The 16,366-nt window shown below is 57.8% G+C and carries 16 protein-coding genes; 5 read left to right on the forward strand and 11 right to left on the reverse strand.

Features of this window, described 5'->3' with window-relative positions; genetic code table 11:
• Positions 1-6: 6 nt before the first annotated feature.
• The 4 genes from ACMWL8_RS07670 to ACMWL8_RS07685 form a co-directional block, all read right to left on the reverse strand.
• Positions 7-3,078, reverse strand: coding sequence for an efflux RND transporter permease subunit (locus ACMWL8_RS07670; RefSeq protein WP_045261463.1), 3,072 nt, complete (start codon positions 3,076-3,078; stop codon positions 7-9).
• Complete coding sequence (locus ACMWL8_RS07675) at positions 3,075-4,223, reverse strand: efflux RND transporter periplasmic adaptor subunit (protein ID WP_045261462.1); 1,149 nt, start codon at positions 4,221-4,223, stop codon at positions 3,075-3,077. The genes ACMWL8_RS07670 and ACMWL8_RS07675 overlap by 4 nt, the downstream gene beginning before the upstream one ends.
• Before the next feature lie 78 nt (positions 4,224-4,301).
• Positions 4,302-5,498 carry a sensor histidine kinase gene (locus ACMWL8_RS07680; protein ID WP_045261461.1) on the reverse strand — a complete coding sequence of 399 codons (1,197 nt, stop codon included), beginning with the start codon at positions 5,496-5,498 and terminating at the stop codon, positions 4,302-4,304.
• Positions 5,495-6,190: a response regulator gene (locus ACMWL8_RS07685; RefSeq protein ID WP_045261460.1), complete on the reverse strand. Its 696-nt coding sequence runs from the start codon at positions 6,188-6,190 to the stop codon at positions 5,495-5,497. The genes ACMWL8_RS07680 and ACMWL8_RS07685 overlap by 4 nt, the downstream gene beginning before the upstream one ends.
• A 124-nt stretch (positions 6,191-6,314) precedes the next feature.
• On the opposite strand from ACMWL8_RS07685, the gene ACMWL8_RS07690 reads away from it, so the two are divergent.
• Positions 6,315-7,100, forward strand: coding sequence for a MipA/OmpV family protein (locus tag ACMWL8_RS07690; protein WP_028012961.1), 786 nt, complete (start codon positions 6,315-6,317; stop codon positions 7,098-7,100).
• A 28-nt stretch (positions 7,101-7,128) separates the two neighbouring features.
• Here the strand turns inward: ACMWL8_RS07690 and yajD are convergent, their stop codons facing one another.
• On the reverse strand, positions 7,129-7,476 hold the full coding sequence (gene yajD / locus ACMWL8_RS07695) for an HNH nuclease YajD (RefSeq protein ID WP_003857471.1): 348 nt from the start codon (positions 7,474-7,476) through the stop codon (positions 7,129-7,131).
• Positions 7,477-7,653: 177 nt separating this feature from the next.
• Between yajD and ACMWL8_RS07700 the strand changes: the two genes are divergently transcribed.
• Positions 7,654-8,679 carry an LLM class flavin-dependent oxidoreductase gene (locus ACMWL8_RS07700; protein ID WP_028012962.1) on the forward strand — a complete coding sequence of 342 codons (1,026 nt, stop codon included), beginning with the start codon at positions 7,654-7,656 and terminating at the stop codon, positions 8,677-8,679.
• 28 nt (positions 8,680-8,707) lie between these two features.
• Positions 8,708-9,655 (forward strand): zinc-dependent alcohol dehydrogenase family protein, encoded by a 948-nt coding sequence (locus tag ACMWL8_RS07705; protein ID WP_045261811.1) that lies wholly within the window; start codon positions 8,708-8,710, stop codon positions 9,653-9,655.
• Positions 9,656-9,658: 3 nt separating this feature from the next.
• Here ACMWL8_RS07705 and ACMWL8_RS07710 read toward each other — a convergent pair whose 3' ends face one another.
• A complete protein-coding gene (locus ACMWL8_RS07710) occupies positions 9,659-10,693 on the reverse strand; it encodes an AI-2E family transporter (RefSeq protein WP_041910260.1) in 1,035 nt (344 codons plus the stop codon).
• A gap of 422 nt (positions 10,694-11,115) precedes the next feature.
• Here ACMWL8_RS07710 and mdtJ point away from each other — a divergent pair, with 422 nt between their 5' ends.
• Together mdtJ and mdtI are read left to right on the forward strand one after the other, a co-directional pair.
• Positions 11,116-11,478, forward strand: coding sequence for a multidrug/spermidine efflux SMR transporter subunit MdtJ (mdtJ, locus tag ACMWL8_RS07715; RefSeq protein ID WP_028012965.1), 363 nt, complete (start codon positions 11,116-11,118; stop codon positions 11,476-11,478).
• Positions 11,465-11,794 (forward strand): multidrug/spermidine efflux SMR transporter subunit MdtI, encoded by a 330-nt coding sequence (gene mdtI, locus ACMWL8_RS07720; RefSeq protein WP_028012966.1) that lies wholly within the window; start codon positions 11,465-11,467, stop codon positions 11,792-11,794. The genes mdtJ and mdtI overlap by 14 nt, the downstream gene beginning before the upstream one ends.
• Before the next feature lie 38 nt (positions 11,795-11,832).
• On the opposite strand, the gene ACMWL8_RS07725 is transcribed toward mdtI, so the two are convergent.
• The 5 genes from ACMWL8_RS07725 to puuE form a co-directional block, all read right to left on the reverse strand.
• Positions 11,833-12,654: a trypsin-like serine peptidase gene (locus ACMWL8_RS07725; RefSeq protein WP_028012967.1), complete on the reverse strand. Its 822-nt coding sequence runs from the start codon at positions 12,652-12,654 to the stop codon at positions 11,833-11,835.
• 102 nt (positions 12,655-12,756) lie between these two features.
• Positions 12,757-12,840 (reverse strand): hypothetical protein, encoded by an 84-nt coding sequence (locus ACMWL8_RS07730; RefSeq protein ID WP_023617729.1) that lies wholly within the window; start codon positions 12,838-12,840, stop codon positions 12,757-12,759.
• A 93-nt stretch (positions 12,841-12,933) separates the two neighbouring features.
• On the reverse strand, positions 12,934-13,308 hold the full coding sequence (gene asr / locus ACMWL8_RS07735; RefSeq protein WP_032642591.1) for an acid resistance repetitive basic protein Asr: 375 nt from the start codon (positions 13,306-13,308) through the stop codon (positions 12,934-12,936).
• Between the two features lie 148 nt (positions 13,309-13,456).
• Positions 13,457-14,944, reverse strand: coding sequence for a carboxypeptidase M32 (locus tag ACMWL8_RS07740; RefSeq protein ID WP_045261459.1), 1,488 nt, complete (start codon positions 14,942-14,944; stop codon positions 13,457-13,459).
• A 150-nt stretch (positions 14,945-15,094) separates the two neighbouring features.
• Positions 15,095-16,366 (reverse strand): 4-aminobutyrate transaminase, encoded by a 1,272-nt coding sequence (gene puuE / locus ACMWL8_RS07745; RefSeq protein ID WP_045261458.1) that lies wholly within the window; start codon positions 16,364-16,366, stop codon positions 15,095-15,097.

The raw sequence follows: 16,366 nt of genomic DNA on the forward strand, positions 1-16,366 counted from the left end.
CTCAGCTCACCTTTCTTCTGCGGCTTTGCGCTGAGTCCCCCACTGTAACAGCAGGCTAAACGACGCGGGTAATACGGTCAGCGTTACCAGCGTCGCGACCAGCAGCCCGCCGATAATCGCATAGGCCATTGGCCCCCAGAATACCTGATGAGAGATCGGGATCATGCCCAGAATGGCGGCGCAGGCGGTGAGACAGATGGGTCTGGCCCGATGCTCCGCGGCCGCCACAATCGCGGCATCGTTTGCCATCCCCTGAGCAAGATTACTGTCTACCTCGCTAATCAGTATCACCGCGTTACGCACGATCATCCCCGCCAGGGCGATGACGCCCAGCAGCGCGACAAATCCCATCGGCGTGCCGCCGGGCAGCATAGCCAGCACGATCCCCGGTAAACCAAACGGGGCCATCAGAAGCGCCAGCAGCATCCGGGAATATCGGCGCAACTGAAGCATCAGCAGCATCAACATGATGACAAGCGTCACCGGAAGAACGCTAAAAACGGAGCTGTTCCCCTTATCTGATTCGGCAACCGCGCCGCCTTCTTCTATGCTGTAACCGGCAGGCAGCTCCGCGCGCAGCGTGTCGATCGCCGGACGCAGCGCCGCCGATACCGCTTCGGCCCTCAGCCCCGGCGCGAGGTCAGTTTGCACCGTAATAAAAGGCAACCGCTGTCGACGCCAGATGACCGGATCGTCCACGCTCCAGTCCAGCGTCGCGACGGCGCTGAGCGGAATTTTTTTACCGTCATTCCCCTGAACGGTCAGCGAGGAGAGAGTGGCGGTGCTGTGACGTTCATTGTCCGTGGCCCGCAGTACCACGTCGACAAGGCGATCGTTATCCCTGACCGAGGTGACAACGCTGCCGGACCAGAGGGTATTCAAGGTGCGGGCGAGAGCTTCTGACGATATTCCTGCCGCCCTGGCCGCCGTCTGATTCACCTTCAGAGTAATGATCCTCTCCGGCTCTCCGGCCGTCTGGTTAACCTCGCGCGACAGCGGCGATTGGCCAATCGCGTCGGCCAGACGGTTCGCAAGCACCCGGACCTGCAGGTAATCAGGCCCGCTCACCCGGTATTTGATTGGCCAGCCGACGGGCGGCCCAAGCTCCAGGGGCGACACGCGCGTGATGATGTCGCTAAACTGCGCCGCCAGCAGCCTGTTCAACTGCCCATGCAGACGATCCCGCGCCTGAAGATCCTTCGCCACCACCACAATCTGGGCGATGTTTTCATTTTCCAGCAGCACGTCCATCGGCAGGTAAAAACGGATGGCTCCTGACCCGACGTACGTCGAGTAGCGCTCGACATTGCTGTTGCCGGCCAGCGCGTGTTCCAGCTTTTCCACCTCTCTTAACGTTTCGGGCTGCGACGCGTTGGCCGGAAGCGTCAGGCTGACCAGCAGCTCAGGCCGGTCCGACGCGGGGAAGAACTCACCCTGCATAAACCTCGTGCCGTACACGGACAGCCCCAGCGCGGAAAGCGCAATCAGCACGGTGGCGAGCCGGTGACGTAGCGCCAGCCCTAAAAGCCGCCCGTACCCGCGCGCGATCCTTCCAGGGCCTGCCGCGCGATGTCTGACCTTCTCCGGCAGCAGCCACGTGCCCGTCAGCGGCGAAAACAGGATCGCGACAGCCCAGGAGCAGAGCAGGGCAATCAGCACTACCGCAAACAGGGAAAAACAATATTCACCGGCGCTGGAGGCCGCAAAACCAACGGGAATAAACCCGGCAATCATCACCAGGGTTCCGGTGAGCATCGGGAAGGCCGTCGTTTTGAATGCATGGGTGGCCGCATGCCGACGGGAATCCCCGGCTTCCAGTCGGGAGACCATCGTTTCGACGGCGATCATGGCGTCATCCACCAGCAGACCCAGCGCAATGATCAGCGCCCCAAGCGAGATACGCTGAAGCCCGATGCCGGCGAGCATCATGCCGGCAAACGTCATGGCGAGCACCAGCGGAATGGCCGCAGCCACCACCAGCCCCGCCCGCAAACCCAGCGAGACAAATGAAACCGCCAGCACGATAACAACAGCTTCAATAAGCACCCGGACAAAACCACTTACCGCGTCACTGACCACCTCCGACTGATCGGCAACTTTCACCATCTCAATACCGTGCGGCAGCCCGGCGCTGAGGACTGTCATTCTGGCGTTCAGCGCGGCGCCAAAACGCAGCATGTTGCCCGTTGGCGCCATTGACACCGCCAGCCCGATGGCCGGTTTGCCGTTTACCCGGTACGCGGGGGCCGGCGGCTCGGCGGCTTCCCGGGTGACGGTGGCGATATCGGTCAGCGGAATATAGCGATTGTTAATGTGCAGCGTGACGGCGCGTAAACTCTCTTCGGACGTGAGCGCCCCGCTGACCTTGATCGCGATGTTCTCCTGCCCGGTACGCATAACGCCAGCTGGGACAACCGCGTTTTGCGCCCGCAGCGCATCGGCGACCGCCTGAATATCCAGTCCCATACCCGCCAGACGGGCCGGAGAAAAGGCGAGAACCATCTGATCCTGATGTTCGCCCAGCAGGGTGGTTTTGCCGATATCTGGCAAGGAGGCGAGCTCACGACGTATTGTCTCAACGCGATCCCGCACTTCCCGTAAGGTGTAGCCGTCGGGAATAAAGCCGTAAATCGTGCCGAACGTATCGTCAAATTCGTCGTTCACGGCAGGGCCTTGAACGCCTTCCGGTAAAGACGGCGCGATGTCCTGCATTTTTTTGCGGATCTGATACCAGATGTCCTGCACCATTTGCTGCGGGGTATTGTCACGGAGATTCACATGGATAACCACGCTCCCGGCACGGGTTTCACTTTCGAGATAATCAAGCCAGGGCGTTTCCTGCAGCTTTTTTTCAAGCGTATCGGTCAGCAGACGGGTGGTGTCCGTTACGGACGCGCCCGGCCACTGCGCGGAGACGACCGCCGTTTTAATGGTAAAAACCGGATCTTCATTACGCGGCAGTTTTTCATAGCAGAACACGCCCATCGCCACGATCAGCAGCATGAAGAAACTGACCATCTGCTGATGGTTAAGCGCCCATGCGGACAGGTTAAATTTCGCTTGCGGTTTCGTGTTCATGGCTGAACCTCCCCGGGTACCACCGGCTCTCCGGAACGGAGTTTGCTCACGCCAGCCGTAATCACCCGGTCGCCTGGCTCAAGGCCGGAGGCGATAATCACCGAGGAGGCCGTATAGCAGGCAGGCACCACCGCACGCAGCTGCGCCTGCGAATGCGGGTTAATCACAAACACCGCCGGTCTATCTCCTGTTCGGCTCAGAGCCGATGCGGGAATGACGTAACCTCGCGGGCCAGTCGAGGGCAGGGTGACGGTGACGCTGGCACCCAGCGCTATCGCCGCTGGCGGGTTTATCAGGGTGGCTCTGACGCGCCAGGTGCGGGTCTGAGGATCGGCCTGCGGGGTGATATCCCGCAGCACGGCAGATGCCTGTACCGACGGGTCGCTGAGCAGGGAAACCCGCAATTCCGCCTTATCCAGCGGCGGTATCGCATCGGGCGTGGCGATATCAAACGCTACGTCGCGGGCTTCGCCGGTTGCCAGCGTAAGCACCGTCTGTCCCGCGCTGACAACCTGGCCCGCAGAGGCGCTCACCTCGGTGATCGTGCCGGTTTGTGGAGCGATAAGGCGCGTCCAGCCAAGGCTTTCGCGGGCGTTACGCCACGCGGCCTCGCTGCTTTTTAATCGCGCGCGGGCGACAAGCCAGTCCGCGCGGGCGCTGTCGAGTTGCGTGCGGGCTATTGCGCCCGTCGGCATGAGCTTTTGCATTCGGCTGACGTTAAGCGCGGCAACCTGCGCTGAGGCTGTGGCCCCTTCATAGTCGGCCGTTGCGCTGTCGAGCTGATTTTGTCCGGTGGTATTTTCAAGTGTGGCCAGCAGCTGTCCGGCATTAACCCGATCGCCAATATCAACGCTGCGCGTCAGTATTCGCCCCCCGGTTTGAAAGCTCAGCGTCGTTTCATCGCGGGCATGGATCTCACCGGTCCTTTCCAGCGCGGGGAGGGTTTGGGCTGTACGTACGACGACGTAGCGCACCTTACGCACTGGGGCAGGCTTATTTTCCTGTTTGTCACCGCAGCCGGTGAGCGGAAAAATCACCAGCGCGAGCAGGACCAGAGGGAGAAAATTTACCCAGGAAAGAGTACGCGCCACGCCGTACATATGGTGCAGGCAGTGGCGGAGGGAGAGAACAAATTCGTCTGACATAACGCCGCTCCATAAAGATGAGGGCGTTATTAAATGCGCGCTACGTCGAGAAAGATTCGATGTTCTGTCAAGGGTTTATCAAGAGTGGATATTTTCATTACCGGACGGCTGCCAGGGTAACAAAATACGCACAGCAAGGCCGCCCGTTTCCGGTAATGAGGCCTCGATCGTGCCCCCATGGGCCTGACAAATCGCCCGGGCGATAGACAAACCGAGGCCGCTGCCGCCGGAATGCCGCGCGCGGGACTGCTCCTCACGGCTAAAGCGCTTAAACATGTCCGGTAAGAACTGGAGGGATACGCCCGGTCCGTCATCGTGAAATTCAATGGCGTAATGCCCGCTGGCGTAGTGCAGCGCCACCTCAAGATGGCCGCCTTCGCGCCCGTAGCGTAGTGCATTTTCCATAAGGATAGTAAATACCTGCCCCATGCGGAACGCATCGCCTCTGAACGGGAACGTACGCGGGTTACGCAGCGTAATCGTAAAATGATGCGCTTCGGCCTGCGGCATGATCCAGGCCGCCCGCTCCTGAATAAGCTCATCCAGAGAAAAGGCCTGCTCTTCCAGCACCAGATTTCCCGCGTCCGCTAACGAGAGAAGGTGAAGCTCATCGGTCAGGCGATTAAGATGCTGAAGCTGTTTCATCACCATTCCCAGCTGCACCGGGCTGGCATCAAACACACCGTCCAACATGCCCTGCAGACGACCAATGGCGGCCGTCAGGGGCGAACGCAGCTCGTGCGCCATCGCGACGTGCGAGGCGCGGAGCTCTTTTTCATAGCGGGCGAGTTGCCCCGTCATGGAGTTAAAGTCGTTTGCAAAGCTGACCATTTCCGCTGGCGCATCCTTGACCAGTTCAGCCTGACGGCCAAACTGCCCGTCGGCGACATCTTTGGCGGCATCGCGAAGACGGCTGAACTGCAGCGCCAGCGGTCGGGCGTGTTTTAACCCCATCACCACAATAAACGGGATCATCACCAGCACCAGCAGGGCCACCGTAACCCAGTCCGCAGAGGCGATGGATGGCGTGGAATAACTCAGCCCCCACCAGGTATCCACAATGCTGTGGAAGCGGGCCGGATCGGCCTGTGGGTTCTGGCTGAGCGTCAGGAATTCCTGCCGGACCGCCGCTGGCATTCTGCCCATTATCCAGTAGTTCTGTACCGCATAACGTAGCCACATGCAGGTGGCAATGACGATCACGCTGCCGATGGCCAGTGCCAGGATACGCGCGCAAATCCAGCGCCAGAGAGAGGAGTGCCGGTTTTTTATCATGGTTGTCTGAACCTGTATCCCACGCCGCGAACGTTAATCAACACGCCGGAAATACCCGCCGCTTCGAGTTTTTTACGCAGGTTATAAATATGGGTGTCCACCACGCGCTCCAGCGCCTCGCTTTCCGGCAGACAGTGTTCCAGCAGGTACTGACGGGAAAAGGGGCGTGCGGGAGAGCGCAGCAGCGTTGCCAGAAGCGAGAATTCCGTTGGCGTAAGATCGAGCATCACGGGCGCGTCGCAGCCGTTATCCACGCTCGCCACAATGGCGGCCACATCCACCTCCAGCGTTTGCCAGCGAAGGATCTCGTCGTCTGTCTCTTTTTTACTGCTGCGTCGCAGCACCGCCTGTACGCGAGCCACGACTTCTCCCGGATGATAGGGTTTCACAACATAATCATCGGCACCGTACCGCAGGGCACCAATGCGATCGGGGGTGTCGCCCATGGCGGTGACCATGATCACCGGTACATCGCTTTTACGGCGCAGTCCGGCCAGCACTTCGGTGCCGTTAAGCCCGGGCAGCATCACGTCCAGCAGGATGAGGTCGGGTTTCCACCGCTGCGCCATATCCAGCCCGGAAAGACCGTCTCCGGTAATGGTGACATCGTAATTTTCACGACGTAAATAGGCTTCAAGCACGCCAGCCGCATCGGCGTCATCTTCAATAATCAGCACTCTTCTGGACAACATCCGTTCACCTTGACCGTTTCTTAACACTATCCCGACGATTCATTGATTTAGCCAAACCATACTGCGCCAACATTGTGTGGCAGACCCTGAATCAGCAGACGCCAGCGTCTGCGTGGAGAACAGTATGATAGCGATAAAAAAAGGCCTGTATATGACCGTTCCGCTTCTGATGGCCGTTGCCTCAGGTGTGCAGGCGGATGATGACGCCGCTTCCGGCTCTTTAACCGTCGGGCTGGGCGGTCACTATGCCCCCCGTTATTCAGGCTCAGACAAGCAGGTGTGGCAGGTGGTTCCTTTGCTGCAGGGGCGCAAGGGTGCTTTCTTTATTGATGCACAAAAAGGAGTGGGATATGACCTGCAAAACGACAGCGGTTGGTACCTGGAACATACGCTGGGTTACGACCTCGGGAGGGCAGAGAAAAATTCTGGCTGGCGTGAGGGCGCAAACAATCTGAAGGGGATGGGGGACATTGATGCCACCCTGAATACCGGCCTGGCCGCCGGCTGGCAGGCTGCGTCCTGGCTAAGCGTTGAGGGTAAGGCGACGCTACCGTTAACGGACAGCCAGGGCGTAAGTTATCAGGCGTCCGTTACGTTGATTCCCCTACAAAACAGCGAGGACACGATCGCCCTTCAGTCTGCGGCTCTGTTTGGCGACAGCCGTTATCTGAATACCTGGTATGGGGTCAGCGAGCAGCAGAGCCGCCGCACCGGCTATCGCCGCTATTCAGCGCCGGGGGGATTTTATGGCGTCGACACCAGCCTGACCTGGAGCCATCAGTTCGATGCTCACTGGGGAACGGTCCTGAGCGCGGACTATACCTGGCTTGGCGACCATGCGAATGAAAGCCCAATAGTGATGCGGCGCAATGAGGGGTCTGCAACCGCCGCTATCACCTGGACATTTTAAAATTGCGGAGCACGAGCGGACGAGAAGATTATTTCTTCTTATCCATCATCGCTTTTAAATCGGCAAACGGGTTAAACGTGGCGACACCCACGTCTTTTTGCGCGTCTTCACCGGCGACCACGGTGGTGCCGTACTGATCCGCTTCGGTGTATTTCGAATGCTCGTGATCGTGGCAAAACAGGCACAACAGCTCCCAGTTGCTGCCATCTTCCGGGTTGTTAGTATGGTCATGATCGATATGGTGAACCGTCAATTCACGCAGGTTGGAATAGACGAACTCCCGCGAGCAGCGTCCGCAGACCCAGGGATAGATTTTTAATGCTTTCTCGCGATAGCCGCTTTCCAGTCGCGCGTAGTTTTTAGGGATCAGAGCCATTGCCGGTTTTACCTGCCATGAAAAAAGTGGGGAATATTATATCCATTATGGAGCGGAATGACGAACCCCTCTATTCCGTCAATTTATTTGATGCATTCCGTTAAATAAACGGCATTTATTCTTACCGGGTAATGCGTAAAGTGGACAGAACGCAACGCATTATCAGGACACAGGGTTATGAAAAAGATCGGGTTTTTATCGTTTGGTCACTGGACGCCTTCTCCGCAGTCCGGCACGCGCTCGGCGGCAGACACGCTGCTGCAGTCCATCGACCTGGCCGTGGCCGCTGAAGAGCTGGGCGCGGACGGCGCCTATTTCCGCGTGCACCACTTCGCCCGTCAGCTTAGCTCGCCGTTCCCTCTGCTGGCGGCAATAGGCGCGAAAACGAAAACCATTGAAATCGGTACGGGCGTGATTGATATGCGCTATGAAAACCCGATGTATATGGCCGAGGATGCGGGCGCGGCAGATCTGATCTCCGGCGGCCGTTTGCAGCTTGGCATCAGCCGCGGCTCCCCGGAGCAGGTCATTGATGGCTGGCGTCATTTCGGCTATGTCCCGCAGGAAGGGGAAAACGAAGCGGACATGGCGCGCCGTCATACCGAGGTGCTGCTTGAGGTGCTGCGCGGCGAAGGGTTTGCAAAGCCGAATCCACAGCCGATGTTCCCCAATCCGCCTGGGCTGCTGCGCCTGGAACCGTATTCTGAAGGGCTGCGGGAGCGTATCTGGTGGGGCGCCGGTTCAAATGCGACGGCGGTATGGGCCGCTAAGCTCGGAATGAACCTGCAAAGCTCAACCCTGAAAGACGATGAAACCGGTGAGCCGTTCCATATTCAGCAGGCAAAACAGATCCGCGCCTATCGTCAGGCCTGGAAAGAGGCAGGGCATACGCGGCAGCCACGCGTCTCGGTCAGCCGTAGTATTTTTGTCCTGATGGACGACCGCGACCGGATGTACTTCGGCGCCAGCCGCAACGACAGCGATAGCGTGGGGTATCTTGATGAAAAAACGCGCGCGATCTTTGGGCGCAGCTATGCCGCAGAGCCTGACAGGCTGATTGAACAGCTGAAGAAGGACGAGGCGATTGCCGAGGCTGATACGTTATTACTGACCGTACCGAACCAGCTCGGTGTGGATTACAATGCGCACGTGATTGAGTCCATTCTCAAACATGTCGCACCGGCAATGGGCTGGCGCGATTAAGTATTCCGCCGTCAGCCGTGAGATCGTAATGGAAAATCTGGCCCTCTGGTATCGCCGTTTTGGCGAGCCAGAATCTGTTCTGCAACCTGAAACCGCGCCGCCGGGCGCGCTTGCGCCGGGATACCTCCGCGTGCAAATGCTGTATGCGCCGGTGAACGCGTCCGATCTCATTCCCATTACCGGCGCTTACCGCCACAGAACCCCGCTGCCCGCCGTCGCGGGGTATGAAGGCGTCGGCGTTGTCATTCAGGCACCCGCGTCTTTTGCATATCTGCAGGGTAAACGCGTTCTGCCGCTGCGCGGGCAGGGCACCTGGCAGCGCTATGCGGATTGCCCGGCAGAGTATGCGATACCCGTGCCGGATGATGTCGATTCACGCCTGGCCGCGCGGGCCTATATCAACCCGCTGGCGGCGCAGATGATGTTGAGCCACTATCCACCGCGGGGAAAGCGGGTGCTGCTCACGGCCGCCGGTTCGGATTGCGCCATTCTGCTCGGGCAGTGGGCGCGTCTGGCGGGGGCAGAGGCGGTGTACGGTATTCATCGTTCGCCCGCTCACGCTGAACGGCTGGCGGCGATGGGGATCGTTCCTGTCGCACAGCATGACATGCAGCGGATTCTCTCCGTTGCCGCGCGTGCCGACGTCGTTTACGATGCAACCGGCGGGGCGCTGGCGGAAGCGATCCTGAGCGTGCTGCCGGAGCAGGGCATATTTGTCTGCTACGGGCTGCTCTCCGGGCAGACCTTCCGCCAGCAACGGCCCCTGCCGCGCGTGGCGTGGTTCCATATTCGTAACTATCTGGATGGGCTCAGCGCAGAGGCGTGGCGCGCGGAGTTCGATCAAATCTGGCCCCGGATGCGCGCCAGCGCGTACAGCCCCGGAACGGTGTACCCTCTGACGGACTGGCAGAGGGCGCTCAGGGCTTACCGTGAAGGAGGAAGGGCAAACAAGCCCCTCATGTCGATGGCGGAATGACGGCTATTGATGGCTCATATCGCTCAGCAGCACGGCGATGCTTTGCCCACCCGCCGTCTGTTCCAGACCAATCTTCACGATGATGGTCAGCGGAACGGAGAGCAGCATGCCTACGGGACCGAGCAGCCAGCCCCAGAAAATCAGGGACAAAAAGACCACCAGCGTCGAAAGCCCCAGCCCGCGCCCCATCATTCGTGGTTCAAGAATATTCCCGAACACCAGGTTAATCGCCAGATAGCCGGCCAGCAGAATCAGCGCATCATAAAATCCACTGAACACCAGCACCTGAAGAATAGGGGGGATTGCCGCCAGCACGGAGCCGATGTTAGGAATGTAGTTGAGCGCAAATGCCAGTAACCCCCAGACGAACGCAAAGCGGACGTCCAGCGCCACCAGCATTCCCCAGACCACCACCCCGGTGACCAGGCTGATGACGGTTTTCAGTACCAGATAGCGTGAAACGCTGTCCAGCGCGCGCTGAATAGCGCCCATTCCTTCAACCGGACGAACCATGATTTGCTGTAACTTTGCGGGCAGCTGTGGCACCTCCAGCAGCATGAACACCACCGTTAAAAACAGCAGGAAAATGGAGGTCATGGCATTGGAAAGCTGCGTCAGCAGGCCTGTGACGATGGTCATGGCCGCATTAGGGTCGATATATTTAAGAAGCTCCTCAACCGAGACTTCTATTCCCGCGCGCTGAAGCCAGGGCTCAAGCTGCAGCAGCGGTATCGCCAGCGAGGAACGGTATTTCGGCAGCGTTCGCGCCAGTTCGTTCAGCGAGGTACCCAGATACGCAACCAGTAACACCATGGCGAAAATAATGACGCTAATTAGCAGGGTAATTGCCAGCACGCGCGGGATGCGCAGCCGCGTCATGCGCCGGACCAGTGGGTTAAGGATCACCGCAACAAACAGGGCCAGAATAAAGGGCACAATGATGTCGGCGGCAAAACGAACGCCCGTGAGTATGATCACCAGCATGCCCAGCATGATGACAATTTTTAACCCGTTGAGGGTAATAATGGGTTTAGCCATGGTGACTCCAAAAAAAGATTTTTATTTATAATAGAGGGTAAACGTCCTGCAATAAACTAACCAAAATCAAACGGGATGGGTAAAGAATTGAAAAGACTTTGAGTAAAATCTTCAGTTATGGTACAAATTTGGCGTGTTCAACTACCGAGGACAATTTTCATCCGCAAAGACGAGAAGCAACAACGCGGATAATTGTAATTTTATGGACAATTTGTTCAGGACCTATTCTTCAAACAACGCTGCTCTATTTTCTACCTCCTTCTGCCTGATTGCTGGTGAGCAACACTGGCGCACCGCACTATAGTCACATCTTCTGCCTGAGCTGGCGCTACGCGCTTAGCTGTCTGATTTAATTTCATATTTTTTTGGTTTGCTGCATGCGGCGGGCCACGATGGATTATATTCTCAAGCAGGAGAAAAACATGTTTTACTGGATCTTATTAGCCCTGGCTATCCTCGCTGAAATTACCGGCACGCTGTCAATGAAATGGGCAAGCGTCAGCGAGGGCAATACCGGTTTTATTTTAATGCTGGTGATGATATCCCTTTCCTATATTTTCCTCTCATTTGCGGTGAAGAAAATTGCGCTGGGTGTGGCCTATGCGCTGTGGGAAGGGATCGGTATTTTATTGATTACGCTGTTCAGCGTTCTGATATTCGACGAAACATTAACAACAATGAAGGTCGCCGGGTTAACGACGCTGGTCGCGGGTATCGTGCTGATTAAATCAGGTACCCGTAAACCGACAAAACAGCAGAAGGAGCAGAACCATGCAACAGTTTGAATGGGTTCATGCGGCCTGGCTGGGCTTCGCCATCGTGCTGGAAATTCTGGCGAACGTTCTGCTGAAATTCTCTGACGGTTTTCGCCGTAAGGTTTATGGCCTGATGTCGATTGCCGCAGTGCTGGGGGCGTTCAGCGCCCTGTCACAGGCGGTCAAAGGTATCGATCTGTCCGTGGCCTATGCGCTGTGGGGCGGTTTTGGTATCGCCGCCACCCTGGCCGCAGGGTGGGTGCTTTTCGGGCAGCGTTTAAATAATAAAGGCTGGATAGGACTGATCTTGCTGCTGGCGGGCATGATCATGATAAAACTCGCCTGATCAATCGGTAACCCTGATTCACAGACAGCCGCGCTGGCTTACTCTTTAGCCAGCGCTTCCAGCTTATCGCGAAAACCGGTGACGGATAAGGCCCGGTTATCGGCTCGCCAGCGGTCTTTCGCCGCCGGGGCGGAGCTTTGAACCCCAATCAACTGCCAGCCGTTATCGGTTTTCAGCATCAGCGGTGAACCGCTGTCGCCCGGCAACGTATCGCACTGATGGGAAAGCACGCTGGTCTGCGCCCAGCCCGTCACGATACAGTCCGTGTGGGTGTAAAGCGCATCCAGATGATCGACCGGGTAGCCTGACTGCGTTACCTTGCGGTCGGCAGCTTTCAGCGCGGCGGTGAGCGCCGCTTTATCGCCGTCAAATAACGGCAGCGGCGTAATGCCCGAAGGCGGGTAGCGCAAAATAATCAGGCCAAAATCCCACGAGGCTGCCGCGGGCGGCACAATCCAGCCGTCTCCATCCGGTTTAAGACGCTTCCCAAGAGAAGCATCAACCCGACCTTCAATGCCGTGGATTTCATAGCGCCAGATCCCTTTTTGCGACACAAATCGTAAGACAACCGCTTTGTCTGGCTTACCGTTGGGTGGCGTCAACAGGCAGTGGCCCGCCGTCAGCGCTAATTGCGGGGTGATTAACGTCGCGGTACACAGGTTGCCGCTGGCGGTTTCCAGTTGGCCTATAGCGTCCCAGGGAGCCTGGGTAGGATCGGTGACGCGAGTACGATCGTCATGACCGAAAAAAAGCGTCTTTAGCTCTTTCGCGCTAATGGCGTTATCACCGCCATCATCCGCCTGTGAAAATCCAGAAAAAAGGCCAAACGTTCCCAGCAACAACACAACAGATTTACGCATATCACACTCTGGTGGGGGTAATTATGATTATTAAAAGTGAACCCTATGAAAATACTATAGACGGGACGGCGCTAAAGTGGGAGTAAAATCAGCGTGCTACAGTCAGGAAAGATAAAAGCGGCTGGCGATGAGCGCGCATAAAATAAGCAGGATAAGAATCAGCTCAAACCGATAGCGTCGCAGCATACGCCCTCCGGATAAAAAAAACGGCGCAGAACCTTTTCCGGTTCAGCGCCGGTTTACCAACGTGCCCCGCAGGGCACGGTTAAGCTTGTACGCTTACGCAGCTGGCTGTGCAGCTGGTTTAGCAGCTTCGTGTTTTACTGCTTTTTTGTGATGCTTTTTCGCAGCCTGGGCTTTCTGCTCTACGGCTGGTTTAGCGGCTTTCTTGTGGTGCTTTTTCGCAGCCTGGGCTTTCTGCTCTACGGCTGGTTTAGCGGCTTTTTTGTGGTGCTTTTTAGCTGCCTGCGCTTTTTGCTCTGCAGCCGGTTTAGCGGCTTTGTGGTGTTTCTTGTGATGTACGGTTTTTGCTGGCGCCGCGGTGGTCGTTGCAGCAGGCGCCGCAGCAGCTGGTGCAGCAGTGGTTTCAGCAGCAAACGCAGCAGAAGACAGACCCATAGCAGCGGCAACAACCAGAGCTAATACTTTTTTCATGTTCATACCCTCGAATTTGGTTTTTCATTTAACCCCACTGCGGGGCCGTTGAAATAACTATATCCCTGTAAATTCGGGGTTTCCGTGAGTGATTGGTATCGGCGTGTAACCATATGTACAAGGCCGGGGAAGAACCCCGGCCTTATCATTACAGGTAGCGTGAGGTCAGGTGTTCGCGGAAGTAGCGGATATTCAGATCTTCCCCCGTCGCCTGGGTGATTAACTGCGACGTGCTAAAGCGGCTACCGTGCTGCCAGATGTTCTGACGCAGCCACTCAAAGAGGGCGGAAAAATCCCCTTCAGCGATGGAGGACGCCAGTCCCGGAAGCGCGGTCTTTGCAGCATGGAACAGCTGCGCGGCATACATCGCGCCCAGCGTGTACGACGGGAAGTAACCAAACCCGCCGTCGGTCCAGTGGATATCCTGCATGCAGCCGTTGCGGTAGTTATCTTTGGTGGATAATCCGAGCCAGGCCTGCATTTTCTCATCCCACAGGGCGGGGATATCGTCCACCTCGATCTCGCCGTTGATCAGCGCGCGCTCAATCTCATAGCGCAGCACCACGTGTGCCGGGTAGCTCACTTCGTCGGCATCGACGCGGATATAGCCTGGCTTCACGCGCTGGTTCCAGGCGATAAAGTTCTCTTCGCTAAACGCCGCCTGACTGCCAAAGCGGGCGTGAACGGCAGGGAGGAGGTGCTTAAGGAAGGCTTCGCTGCGTCCCAACTGCATCTCAAAGAACAGGCTCTGGGATTCGTGGATCGCGGTTGAGCGGGCCAGGGCAATAGGCTGGCCTGCCCACGCGCGCGGCAGGTTTTGTTCGTAGCGCGCGTGTCCGGTTTCGTGGATCACGCCAAACAGCGCGCTGAGCAGCTCGTCCTCATCATAGCGTGTGGTAATGCGCACGTCTTCCGGTACGCCGCCGCAGAACGGGTGCGCACTTACGTCGAGGCGACCGCCGTTAAAATCGAAGCCGAGCATCTTCATGGCTTCCAGACCCAGTTCGCGCTGGGTTGCCGTCGGGAAGGGGCCCTGCGGCGGAACGAACGACCGCTGAGCCTGTTTCTCTACCGCGCTTGCCAGCAGGTCCGGCAGCCAGGTTTTCATATCACCAAACAGCACGTCCAGGCGCGCGCTGGTCATGTCCGGTTCAAAAATATCCAGCAGCGCGTCGTACGGCGTACAGCCTTTGGCTTCTGCGCGCAGGCGGGCTTCTTCACGGCTGAGTTTCACCACTTCTTTCAGGTTGGCGGAAAAGCCCTGCCAGTCGTTGGCGGGACGCTGCGTACGCCAGGCGTGCTCGCACCTGCTGCCCGCGAGAGATTTGGCTTCCACCAGCGATTCCGGCAGCAGGGTAGCCTGCTGATACTGTCGCGTCATTTCACGCAGGTTGGCCTGTTCGACGTCATTCAGATCTTCCCCTGCTGCGGCCGCTAACAGGTCGCCGACTTTTTTATCGGTCAGGATCTGATGTTGCAGGACGCTCATCTCTGCCAGCGCTTCACCGCGCGCGGCGCTGCCGCCGGGCGGCATCATGGTGAACATGTCCCAGCTGGCGATGGAGGAGAGATGCGAGAAGCGGGAGAGGCGCTGGAAGGTTTTCACAAGTGACTGATAGGCGGATGTTTTTTGCAATTCTTATTTCCTCATGCCAGGGATGTGTTTCAGGGAGCATACAATGAAACCGAGCAAATTCCCCAACATTTCCCACACGGAGGAAATCTATGCCGATCTCCTCCGTTGAAACCGTCTCCGGAATGCCGGGAGACGGTTTTCGGTGGGCACTCAGGACTTATCGCGCATAACCTGTTGCAGGATCGCCAGTGCCTGGTTGAACTGGGCATCCGGAATGGTCAGCGGATAAAGGAAGCGGATCACGTTGCCGTACTGGCCGCAGATCAATAACAGCAGGCCCTGGGCGAGCGCCTTTTGCTGGATCGCCTGCGCGATGGCGGCCGAAGGCTCACGGCTCTCGGGATCAAAAAACTCCGCCGCAATCATCGATCCTCTTCCCCTTATCGCCACGAGCGCAGGGAAGGTGCCCTGAATCTCCTCCAGCGTGGCTTTCAGTCGATCCCCCAGATGGCAGGCGCGGGCGCACAGTGACTCGTTGTCGATAATATTCAGCACCGCGTGCGCGGCGGCCACCGCAAGCGGGTTGCCTGCATAGGTCCCCCCCAGACCGCCGGGCGCCGGCGCGTCCATGATTTCGGCGCGACCCACCACGCCAGACAGCGGCATTCCGCCTGCCAGGCTTTTCGCCATCGTCATCAGGTCGGGCTTGTCCACGTAGTGTTCCATGGCAAACAGTTTACCCGTACGGGCGAAGCCGCTCTGCACTTCGTCGGCAATCATCACGATCCCGTGCTCATCACAGATTCGGCGGATGGCGGCCACCAGCTCTGGCGGGGCGACGTTGAATCCGCCTTCACCCTGAATGGGTTCAAAAATAATCGCCGCCACCTGTTTCGCCTCAATATCCGCTTTGAACAGGCGTTCTATCGCCGTGATGGCATCCTGCGTCGTGATGCCGTGCAGCTCGGAGGGATACGGCACGTGATAAACCGACCCCGGGAAGGGGCCAAATCCCAGCTTATAAGGCGCGACCTTGCCGGTTAAGGCCATGGTCATATAGGTTCGGCCGTGGAAGCCTCCGCCGAAGGCAATCACGCCCGGTCTGCCGGTGTGGGCCCGGGCGATTTTAATGGCGTTTTCCACCGCTTCCGCGCCCGTGGTGAAGAACGCCGTTTTGGCCGGGCTCTGCACCGGGGCCAGCTCGTTAAGTTTCTCAGCTAATGAAACATAGCTTTCATACGGCACAATCTGGTAGGCCGTGTGGGTGAACTGGTGAAGCTGTTTTTCCACTGCGGCCACCAGTTCAGGATGACGATGGCCGGTATTCAGCACCGCGATCCCGGCGGCGAAATCAATATAGTCGCTGCCTTCCACGTCGGTAAGCGTGGCATTCTCCGCCGTGCGGGCAAAGAAATTACACATTACGCCTACGCCGCGCGGGGTGGCAGAAAGTCTGCGCTGATGAAATTCCTGGTTACTCAT

The sequence above is a fragment of the Enterobacter sp. 04-C-12-SI-ECC genome, from assembly GCF_047530715.1.
Lineage (GTDB): Bacteria > Pseudomonadota > Gammaproteobacteria > Enterobacterales > Enterobacteriaceae > Enterobacter > Enterobacter bugandensis.